The sequence below is a fragment of the Paenibacillus zanthoxyli JH29 genome, from assembly GCF_000520715.1.
Lineage (GTDB): Bacteria > Bacillota > Bacilli > Paenibacillales > Paenibacillaceae > Paenibacillus_AQ > Paenibacillus_AQ zanthoxyli.
On sequence record NZ_ASSD01000199.1, the window covers coordinates 1 to 10,845 of the forward strand.

The 10,845-nt window shown below is 55.2% G+C and carries 7 protein-coding genes; 2 read left to right on the forward strand and 5 right to left on the reverse strand.

The features are described from left to right. From L691_RS0107815 to L691_RS0107825, 3 genes are all read right to left on the reverse strand, one after another. The coding region (locus L691_RS0107815; RefSeq protein WP_025689826.1) for a stalk domain-containing protein at positions 1-1,474 on the reverse strand (1,474 nt) is incomplete at its 3' end. 22 nt (positions 1,475-1,496) lie between these two features. Continuing rightward, positions 1,497-2,600 (reverse strand): S1C family serine protease, encoded by a 1,104-nt coding sequence (locus L691_RS0107820; protein WP_084653966.1) that lies wholly within the window; start codon positions 2,598-2,600, stop codon positions 1,497-1,499. A 179-nt stretch (positions 2,601-2,779) separates the two neighbouring features. After that, positions 2,780-2,989, reverse strand: coding sequence for a hypothetical protein (locus L691_RS0107825; protein WP_025689829.1), 210 nt, complete (start codon positions 2,987-2,989; stop codon positions 2,780-2,782). Between the two features lie 580 nt (positions 2,990-3,569). Here L691_RS0107825 and L691_RS0107830 point away from each other — a divergent pair. Beyond that, entirely contained in the window at positions 3,570-5,204 is a 1,635-nt protein-coding gene (locus L691_RS0107830; RefSeq protein ID WP_025689830.1) for a nitrite/sulfite reductase, read from the forward strand. 155 nt (positions 5,205-5,359) lie between these two features. On the opposite strand, the gene uvrA is transcribed toward L691_RS0107830, so the two are convergent. Beyond that, positions 5,360-8,233: an excinuclease ABC subunit UvrA gene (gene uvrA, locus L691_RS0107835; RefSeq protein WP_025689831.1), complete on the reverse strand. Its 2,874-nt coding sequence runs from the start codon at positions 8,231-8,233 to the stop codon at positions 5,360-5,362. Between the two features lie 232 nt (positions 8,234-8,465). Here uvrA and L691_RS31885 point away from each other — a divergent pair, with 232 nt between their 5' ends. Beyond that, the gene (locus L691_RS31885; protein ID WP_156934193.1) at positions 8,466-8,747 is read left to right on the forward strand and encodes a hypothetical protein; all 282 of its coding nucleotides are present in this window, start codon (positions 8,466-8,468) and stop codon (positions 8,745-8,747) included. A 20-nt stretch (positions 8,748-8,767) separates the two neighbouring features. Here the strand turns inward: L691_RS31885 and uvrB are convergent, their stop codons facing one another. Further along, the gene (gene uvrB / locus L691_RS0107840; RefSeq protein WP_025689833.1) at positions 8,768-10,759 is read right to left on the reverse strand and encodes an excinuclease ABC subunit UvrB; all 1,992 of its coding nucleotides are present in this window, start codon (positions 10,757-10,759) and stop codon (positions 8,768-8,770) included. Between the last annotated feature and the right edge of the window lie 86 nt (positions 10,760-10,845).

A 10,845-nucleotide genomic window follows, 5' to 3' on the forward strand; every position in this document is an offset into this window, starting at 1 on the left:
TTTTATTTTTCAGCGCGGGGTAGTCATTTTGCTCCAGTTGGCCGAAGTTCTCTTTTATCGTGTTAAAGTCAATCTTCAGCGAAGCCAGCACATCCCTAAATTTCGCCTTATCCTCATCCTGCCCATCCGGGACGGCATACTCCGCGTAGTAGCGGTAACCGCTTTTCTCCAACAGCACCTGATACTCCGTGATCCATCCGCTGCCATAATTGTACCGGACTTCCCGGACTCGCGCCGGAACGCCGGAAACCTCCGCTGCCGTACGGCCCTGCTCACTGTAAGCCCCCGGCACAAACCAATCCGCATCCTTCATTCTCAGCTCCTCTTCCCAGCTGTCCAGGGACGACGAAGGTGGCGCCGAGGTGATGCTCAGCTTCAAATAGCTGCCGTACTTGCTCTCATAGGCGAGATGCTGATTGTCTGCGCTCCATCCGGCGGGAACCTGAATAGAAATACCGTAATCATCGCTTCCCGCTGTCCGCAGACCGTTCCGAACGGTCGATAGATCCCGAATGGTTCCATCCTTGTTATCAAAGGAAGGGCGAAACGATCCAAGCAGCCCGGCGTACTTGGCAAAATCTTTATAGTTCACCGCATGGTCATCTGTTAAATACAGCTCATACAATCGCCCATTTGCAAAATACTGCCGGCCCTCCCACATGACCCCGGAGGAATCTTTGCTGACAATGCGGGCATATGGGGTAGACGCCTGCGGAACAGCTTCCCGGTCCAGTACGATTTCGCCGCTCTCTTCAGCGCCGCGCACCAGTTGTTCCAGCAGTTCGTCCGCGTCTGCGGCAGCTTCCTGCGGCGACACATGCACTTCCAGGTAATAGGCGTTGTCTGCACTCGTGAAGGTGGCCACGCTCTCTTCTCCACCGCTGTCGCCGATCATGAGACCGGCCGGATAGTTCATGCTCCATTCATAATAGCTGTTGCCGACCTTTGTCTTGCCCGCCTCGCTGTCAATGCCGCTCCCTTGCAGGCCGCCATCCCCCGTTTCTGCAGCAGGCACCGTTACCACGACGCTGCCGCCGCTGCCCGCTGAAACTTTCGCCCCAATGACCCCGGCTACAAAGCGCAGCGGCGCCATAAGCACCCCGTTCACCATTCGCGGCGGAGCGGCCAGCTTCACCTTCTGACCGTCCTTCCAAGCGGATGTGCTGCCGATTGTCATTGCGCCTGTATGAGGCCCGTAGGTCACTTTGACAACGTCGCCGCTTCCGAGCATGACCCCGCTGTTGAACGCTTTTTTGAACACACCGAGCGGAACCATGATACTCCCATTCTCCAAAAACGGCGCCGCGATGGCGAGAGCCTGTCCATTCGCTTTCGCTTCCTTGCTTCCCACTTTCAGGGTCAGCATAAGTGTGCTGCTTGCTGCGGCCCTCGCAGCGCCTTCCGGCAGCATGACCGCCAGTACGATCAGCGCAGCCAGCACGGCATGCAGGACTTTTAAGCATATTTTTCCCATTTCGGATCTCCCCCGCTTCCTGTTACTCTGCCGGTCCGCTGCCTTCGCCGCCGTCTGCCTCTCCCGTATTGACTACTGGATCTCCTTGCCCCAGCACCAGCTTGCGCTGGACGATATCGCCTCCGCTCTGCATGAGCAGCTGAACGGTCTGCCCCGGACGATAGCTCTTGAACAGCTCATTGATGTCGACCGCTGAGGTCACCCTGTGACCGTCGATGCTGTACAATTCATCCCCTTCGGAAATACTGGCTTTGCGCCCTTCCTCGGAGGATACCTTCGTTACGGTCAGGGGATCTTCCGCCGGCAGGCCGATAATGGCGGACCAGCTCTCCTGAAGCTCAAGCCCCAGGCTTGGACGCCTTACCTCACCGTAAGCAAACAGCTGCTTGATGATATAACGGACCGTTTCCGCAGGAATGGCAAATCCCGTATTTTCCACACCGACCGCTGAAAATTTCATGCTGACGATGCCGATGACCTTTCCATTCATATCCACAAGGGGACCGCCGCTGTTGCCCGGGTTAATGGCCGCATCGCTCTGCAAAAGACGGTACGACGCATCGACGGCCCGCCCCGAGCCGCTGACAACGCCGACAGTAGCGGAATTTCGCAGCGCGAAGGATAGGGGCGCGCCGATGGCGACGACTTTTTCGCCGACTCTTACATTCGAGACTTCAGCGAGTGAAGCAGGCTTCAGGGAAGCCGCGTTGATCTTGAGCAGCGCCACATCGCTGACTTCATCCGCGTACATAGCCTTGGCGCTGTATGATTTTCCGTCCGCTGTCACGACCGTAGCATTTTGCATACCATCAATGACATGCGCATTCGTAACGATCCACCCTCCGCTTGTGATGATTACGCCCGAACCATGCATCAGATTGTAGCGGTTGTCTACGCCCGTATTTTTTCCGCCCTGGGCCTTGCCGATAATGCCGACTACCGACGGAGACAGACGTTTATAGATTTGCGGAACCGGGTCCATAGCGGATACACGCTGTCCTGTGGAGGATGAACGTGCGGCAGCCGTTTCGCCTTTTTGGGCCGCTTCGGACACAGGTACGCTCCAGCCCAGGGCTAGTCCCAGAACAAAGCTGCACAGCAAAAAGCGCAGAATTTTGTTACGCATACGCATCATACTTCTTCCCATACGTTTATCTCCTCTTTTACCCCATTAATATCATTCAGCTGCCCTTGCTTGAAAAAAGAAAAAAGACGCCCCCACTTCCGCGAACGGCGGCAAAGGTGTCTTCGCTGACAACAAAAATCTGTGCTTACTATGTGTTCTAGCTGGGGAACGCCGGCTTTCTAGCCCAGCCAATATTTGACCATGGCATAATCGGACACGAGAAAGACCAGCAGGCTGACAACTCCGAAGGCAATCGCGAACTTGTTCTTCTGAGGGGCTCTGAGCAATCGGACAACCCCAATCGCAATCAGGGCCGTAAACAAGATCATAAACACATCAAAGGTATGAAACCTGGACGCAGTTGCCGTAGTGGCTTCCGCAAGCAGCATATCCCTACCTCCTCATCATGGTTGTCGAGCAGACTTGCCCTTTAGCCGCACAGCCCGCTCTTTTCCTCATGTCTTTTCACTTCTATGTTACCGTTACCAAAGACGGCACGCAATAGAATTTTTCCAAAATCTTATGTAATTGTAACAGCGTTCATTGACACCCGTGTTTGTTATTCAGTTATCAAAGTGCCTGGAGATAAAAGGAACCAGCAGCGACGACCCTATAAGACTGGCATCCATTTCTCGTACTAGTATAAAGCATATTAAATGCGGTCAGCGAATCATGCTAATTTTCCAAAAAAACCCTAACTTCGCATGCTCTTATAATACCATTAACGGGATTGTCCGTGTTTGAATCTTTCATCCTCTCTGCCGGACGTCGCCGTGCGATTTATCAACGGAACCTGGAGGTTCCATAAACAATTGTTATACAGGTTATACCTTACTTCACATACGGGAAGCAGGAAATCTGTTACCATTAAACCAATCTCTCAGCGACCTCGTCGGATTTCGGATTTAAATGAAATCGAGCGCGAACGCGGCTCAGAACGACAGTGACATAATTAAGGAGGCTTCATCAATGGCATATGAACCGATTTGGACCAAAGAACCGGACAAGCTGTCCAAATTCGAATTCGTCAAACTGGAAAAAGACGGACTGGACATCATCCGCAGCATTATCGAAAAATACGCGCTGGAGGGCTACGACTCCATTCCCACCGACGACCTGGACCTCTTCAAATGGGCGGGCGTGTACCAGCAGAAACCGAAGAACGGTCATTTCATGATGCGCGTCCGCATCAATACCGGGGTTATGACTTCCGCGCAGGCGCGGACTCTGGCCGAAATTTCCCGGCTTTACGGTAGAGATCTTCTTGATATTACCACCCGTCAGGCGATTCAGTTCCACTGGCTGACTGTTGAGAATTTCCCGGATATTTTTAAGCGTCTGGAGGAGGTCGGCTTATACTCCTTCGAAGCCTGCGGCGACTGCCCGCGCACGATTGTCGGCAACCCGCTTGCCGGGATCGACAAGGACGAACTGATGGATACCAAGGCGCTCGTCGACGAAGTGAACAACTTCTTCGTGCTGAACCGCGATTTCTCCAATCTTCCGCGTAAGCTGAAAATGTCGATCTCCGCGAATCCTTACAATAATGCGCATGCCGAGATCAATGATTTGGCATTCACGCCTGCGGTCAAGGAGATCGATGGCAAGGAGACGATCGGCTTCCATGTCATGGTTGGCGGCGGACTGTCCGCTAAGCCGCATCTGGCGCAGAAGCTGGATATCTTTGTCCGTCCGGATGAGGTGCTGAAGGTTGCCATTGGCGTGGCAACAATCTTCCGCGACAATGGATACCGCGAGAAAAGACACCACGCCCGGCTGAAATTCCTGGTAGCCGATTGGGGCGCTGAGAAATTCAAGGACAAGCTGCTTGAGCTGATCGGGGAACTGCCAGCGCGCGGCGAGGACAAAACGATTGGCTGGCAGGCCGCCTATTTCGACGGTGTGCATCCGCAGCCGCAGCAGGGACTGAACTATGTCGGCCTTAACGTGCCTGTCGGACGGATGAACGCAGATGAGCTGGCACAGCTGGCTGATCTCGCCGACACTTACGGCGACGGTACCATCCGCACGACGATGTCGCAGAACGCCATCCTTAGCGGCGTGCCGAACGAGAAAGTCGAAGAGCTGCTGGCAGCGCCTGTGCTTCAGCGCCTGTCGGCAGCGCCGAAGCCTTTCATCAGCCGCACTGTCGCGTGCACCGGCAACGAGTTCTGCAGCCTGGCTCTTGTAGAGACGAAAAAGCGCGCTGTCGCCATTGCCAAGTACCTGGACGAACACCTGGACCTTGGCGAGAAGGTCCGCCTCCATCTCATCGGCTGCCCGAATGCCTGTGGACAGAAACAGATTGGAGATATCGGACTTCAGGGGGCTTTGGTAAAGACCCCCGAAGGCATGGCCGAAGCTTACGACATTGCTGTCGGCGGTACGCTTGGCGGTGGAGCACAGGGTCCGGCCGCGAAGTTCGCGCAGCCGCTCAAGGGACGCGTCAAAGCGGACGAAGTCGCAGGCGTGCTTGAACAGCTTCTGCTGTTCTATAAGAGCGAACGCGCCGCAGGCGAGAGCTTCCATGCCTTTACCGAACGCGTCGGCGTGTCGGCCATTCAGGACAAGCTGAACTCCATTTTAGCTACGGTTGCCTCGTGATTTGGAGGCTGAAATAACGGAGTTACGTTCTGAAATACTGTAAGTGCGTTCTGAAATTACGAAATTGTGTGTTGAAATTACGGAATTGTGCACAAGAAGGGCCGCGGCTGAAGCCGCGGCCTTTTTGCATATCTTTGTATAGAAAGACACTGACCTTATTGTGCTTCCGAGGTCTGAAGCATCTGCGCCTCCGTCCGCGCCGTATCCCGAAGCAGAACCGGCTTCAGGTATTTGCCCGTGTACGATTCAGACACCTGGATAATCTGTTCCGGCGTACCTTCCGCGATTACCGTTCCGCCGCCGCTGCCGCCTTCCGGTCCCATGTCGATAATATAGTCGGCCGTCTTGATTACGTCCAGGTTATGCTCGATAACGAGCACCGATTCCCCCGATTCAACCAAGCGGTGCAGCACTTCCAGCAGGCGGCTGATATCGTCCACGTGCAGACCTGTAGTCGGCTCGTCCAGTATATACAGCGTCTTGCCCGTACTCCGGCGGTACAACTCCGACGCCAGCTTCACACGCTGCGCTTCCCCGCCGGAAAGGGTCGTTCCCGGTTGACCCAGCTTGATATAGCCAAGACCAACATCGAGTAAAGTTTGCAGCTTGCGGTGAATTTTCGGTATGTTCTGGAAGAACTCCGTTCCGTCCTCCACCGTCATCCCCAGCACATCGGCGATGTTCTTCCCTTTGTATTTCACTTCGAGCGTCTCGCGGTTGTAACGTTTGCCCTTGCAGACCTCGCACGGAACATAGACATCCGGCAGAAAGTGCATTTCAATCTTGATAATGCCGTCGCCCCGGCATGCTTCGCAGCGTCCGCCTTTGACGTTGAAGCTAAAACGGCCTTTTTGAAAGCCTCTTACCTTCGCTTCATTCGTCTTGGAGAACAGGTCGCGAATGTCGTCGAACACGCCTGTATAGGTTGCTGGATTGGACCGCGGCGTACGTCCGATCGGCGACTGGTCGATATCGATAACTTTGTCCAAATGCGCAAGGCCGCGTATTTCTTTATGCTGCCCCGGGCGCACCTTAGCCGCTTTGTTCAGCTCTTTGGCCAGACTCTTGTAGAGTATTTCGTTGACAAGCGATGACTTGCCGGAGCCGGATACGCCGGTTACCGCCGTAAAGACGCCGAGCGGAATTTTGACGTTCACGTTCTTGAGGTTATTTTCCTTGGCCCCCCGGATTTCCAGCCAGCGTCCGTCGCTCTCGCGCCGATCGGAGGTGACCGGAATGAATTTGCGTCCGCTGAGGTATTCGCCGGTCAGCGAGTTGGGGTCATTCATGATTTCCTGCGGCGTTCCCTGGGCCATAACTTGGCCGCCATGAATGCCCGCTCCAGGACCGATGTCGATAATATAATCCGACGCCAGCATCGTGTCTTCGTCATGCTCGACAACGATCAGCGTGTTACCGAGGTCGCGCATATGCGCAAGTGTCGAAATAAGCCGGTCATTGTCACGCTGGTGCAGGCCGATGCTGGGCTCGTCCAGAATGTACAGCACGCCCATTAAGCTGGAGCCGATCTGTGTCGCCAGCCGGATGCGCTGAGCCTCCCCGCCGGACAGCGTGCCTGCCGAACGGCTGAGCGTTAAATATTCAAGACCGACATTGACGAGAAACCCGAGACGGCTGCTAATCTCCTTTAGAATCAGATTGGCGATAGCTTGTTCTTTCTCACTTAAGGCAAGGCCGCTGAAAAAGCGTTGGCTGTCCCCAATCGACAGATCGGTTACTTCGGCAATGTTCTTTTCGCCTATGGTCACAGCAAGGATTTCACGTTTCAGCCGTTTGCCCTTGCATACGGGACATGGCTTGGCACTCATGAAGCCTTCTATAAATTCACGAATGCCATCGGACGCCGTCTCACGATAACGGCGTTCAAGGTTCGGAATAATACCTTCGAAAGGAACCATCGCTTCCTTCCGCTGCCCAAAATCATTCTCATAGCGGAAATGGATTTTCTCGCTTCCTGTACCGTGAAGCAGTTTGTTCATTTGCTCCGGCGTTAGCTCGCTTACCGGCATATTCTCGGGAATGTGAAAATGCTGGCATACCGACTTCAAAAACTGCGGGTAATAGTTGGATGTGCTGCCCGTCCAGGCCAAAAAAGCGCCGTCTTCGATGGATTTGCCTGCATCCGGGATGAGCAAATCGGGATCAACCACCATTTGGGCCCCAAGGCCGTCGCATTCCGGGCATGCCCCAAATGGGCTGTTAAAGGAGAACATGCGCGGCGCCAGCTCTTCCATGCTGAAGCCGCACACGGGACAGGCGAAGCTGGAGCTGAACAGCAGTTCCTCCTGGCCGATGATATCGACGAGAATTTTGCCGCCGGACAGCTTCAGAGCGGTCTCGATGGAATCCGTCAGCCGAGACTCCACATCCTCCTTGATGACGATCCGGTCGACCACGACTTCAATCGTGTGCTTCTTATTCTTCTCAAGCTCAATGTCCTCGGATAAATCGCGCAGCTCACCGTCGACTCGCACACGCACGAAGCCCTGCTTCGAAATTTCCGCAAACAGGCTCTTATGCTCGCCTTTGCGGCCTGTTATGACCGGTGCCAGAATCTGCAGTCTCGTCTTCTCCGGGTACTGCATAATCCGGTCGACCATCTGCTCGACTGTCTGCGAGGTAATCTCAATGCCGTGGTCCGGGCAGTGGGGATGTCCGACCCGCGCGAACAGCAGGCGCAGATAGTCGTAAATCTCCGTCACCGTTCCTACAGTGGAACGCGGATTGCGGCTTGTCGTCTTCTGGTCGATGGAAATGGCTGGGGACAAGCCGTCGATGGAATCGACATCCGGCTTCTCCATTTGACCGAGGAACTGGCGGGCATAAGCCGACAGCGACTCCACATACCGCCGCTGTCCTTCGGCATAAATGGTGTCAAAAGCCAGCGATGACTTACCGGACCCGCTTAGCCCCGTCAGGACGACGAACCGGTCTCGCGGTATCGTCACGTCGATATTTTTGAGATTATGCGCCCTTGCGCCTTTGATTACTATATTTTCGTTCGCCAACGGTACATCTCCTCCAAGGTTATTTCGGTTCGCCCTCCCAAACCCTCCCAATGGGAGGGCCCCAAGGGCTGCGCCCTCTGGACACCCGCAATTTTCTGGCGGAGTGACGGGCGGGGGGGCTGTGTTTAGTTGCCTGCGTGCGGTGAGCCGCTTATCCCTGCGGGACCGCTCGAACGTTTGCGCTCGCGAGGGTGGGCGCTTGAGTGCGACTGCCTGCAAGGAGCGCTCTCCCTTGCGGGATTCGCTTTACGCTGGCGATGGAGCTCTCACTGCCACTGCCTGCTTGGAGCGCTCTCCCTGCGGGATTCGCTTTACGTTTGCGCGGAGCATTCACTGCGACTATCTGCTTGGAGCGCTCTCCCTGCGGGATTCGCTTTACATTTGCGCGGTGCACTCACTGCCACTGCCTGCTTGGAGCGGCTCTCCCTGCGGGATTCGCTTCAAGGCTGCCGGCAAAAAGCACGAAGAACGGCCTAAGGACAGCGCCGTTCACACTCGTTCAATTCTATCATGATGCTTTCGGGTAAGGCTCGGTTACTCGGCCCGCAGCTCCAGCAGGGCGTCGCGCAGCTCTGCGGCGCGTTCGAACTGGAGATTCTTCGCGGCTTCCTTCATTTCGGCCTCAAGCCGCTGCATCAGGCTCTGACGTTCTTTCTTGCTCATCTTGCCAGCTGCTCCGGTTAAGTACTCAGCTTTCGATTCAGCTACCTTCGTCGCCTCGATGACGTCTCGCACTTTCTTGCGGATCGTCTGCGGTGTAATGCCGTGCTGCTCATTGTAGGCGATCTGGATGGTCCGGCGCCGCTGGGTCTCGGTAATCGCCTTGTCCATAGACTCGGTAATGTTGTCTCCATACATAATTACCTTGCCCTCCGAGTTGCGCGCGGCGCGGCCGATCGTCTGGATCAGCGAACGCTCGGAACGAAGGAAGCCTTCCTTATCGGCATCGAGTATCGAGACCAGCGATACTTCCGGCAGATCCAGCCCTTCTCTTAACAAGTTAATACCCACGAGCACGTGAAACGTACCGAGACGCAGATCGCGCAGGATCGCTATCCGCTCCAGCGTCTTGATGTCGGAATGCAGGTAGCGCACCTTAATGCCGATCTCCTTGAGATAGTCGGTAAGATCCTCTGCCATCTTCTTCGTCAGCGTCGTAACCAGTACACGCTCGTCGCGGTCGATCCGCTCACGGATTTCGCCGATCAGATCGTCGATCTGCCCTTCCGTCGGACGCACCTCGATGATGGGGTCCAGCAGGCCGGTCGGCCGGATAATCTGTTCCACCATCTCATCGCAGTGCTCCAGCTCATAGGGGCCTGGTGTAGCGGAGACATAAACGATCTGCTTGACCTTATCCTCGAACTCCTCGAACCTTAGCGGCCGGTTGTCCAGGGCGGACGGCAGGCGGAAGCCGTGCTCTACAAGCACCGTCTTGCGCGCCTGGTCACCGTTGTACATCGCCCGGATTTGCGGAAGCGTCACATGCGACTCATCAATAACAATCAGCATATCGTCCGGGAAATAATCCAGCAGCGTGTAGGGAGTGGCACCTCGCTCGCGGAAGGTCAGCGGTCCGGAGTAGTTCTCGATGCCGGAGCAGAAGCCGACCTCCTTCATCATCTCAATGTCGTACCGCGTCCGCTGCTCCAGCCGCTGGGCTTCCAGCAGCTTGCCGGCGTCACGCAGGACGGCCAGTCGTTCTTCCAGTTCCCGCTCGATGTTGACCAGAGCAACGCGCATCGTCTCTTCCTGCGTAACAAAGTGGGAAGCCGGAAAAATGGCGACATGCTCCCGCTCCCCGATCAGTTCACCGGTCAGCACATCGATCTCGGTAATCCGCTCGATTTCGTCGCCGAACAGTTCGACGCGAATGGCGTGCTCGCCTTGCGAAGCGGGGAAGATCTCAATCACATCGCCGCGCACGCGGAACGTTCCCCGCACGAAATTGATGTCGTTGCGCTGATATTGGATATCTACCAGCCGGCTTAAAATTTGGTTCCGTGGTCTCTCCATCCCTACCCGCAGCGATAACAGCAGGCTGCCGTATTCCTGCGGTGAACCGAGGCCGTAAATGCAGGATACGCTCGCAACGATAATGACATCCCTTCGTTCGAATAGCGAGCTCGTCGCAGAGTGGCGGAGCTTATCAATTTCCTCGTTGATGCTGGAATCCTTCTCAATATAAGTATCCGAAGAAGGAATGTAAGCCTCCGGCTGGTAGTAGTCGTAATAACTCACGAAATAATCGACCGAGTTATGCGGAAAAAACTCCTTAAATTCGCTCGCCAGCTGAGCAGCCAGTGTCTTATTGTGCGCGATGACCAGTGTCGGCCGGTTCACCTTGTCGATCATCTGCGCTATGGTAAACGTCTTGCCCGTGCCCGTCGCTCCCAGCAGCGTCTGATGCTTCTTGCCCTGCCGCAAACCTTCCACCAATTCTCCGATGGCGCGGGGCTGATCGCCCTGGGGGGAGTACTCGGACTCCAGTTCGAAGGTCTTCGTACTGACGACAATATCATTCATTTGCCCGCCTCCCCATTAATCATCTAAAATATATTCATATATTTTGAACTTCTCATGACTAAAGTCACGAGATTCTTGGGTAGTCC

Excerpts from the sequence above, each read along its gene's own strand:
- L691_RS0107820 (WP_084653966.1), bottom strand. The coding sequence starts at position 2,600 with ATGCGTAACAAAATTCTGCGCTTTTTGCTGTGCAGCTTTGTTCTGGGA.
- L691_RS0107825 (WP_025689829.1), bottom strand. The coding sequence starts at position 2,989 with ATGCTGCTTGCGGAAGCCACTACGGCAACTGCGTCCAGGTTTCATACC.
- L691_RS0107830 (WP_025689830.1), top strand. The coding sequence starts at position 3,570 with ATGGCATATGAACCGATTTGGACCAAAGAACCGGACAAGCTGTCCAAA.
- uvrB (WP_025689833.1), bottom strand. The coding sequence starts at position 10,759 with ATGAATGATATTGTCGTCAGTACGAAGACCTTCGAACTGGAGTCCGAG.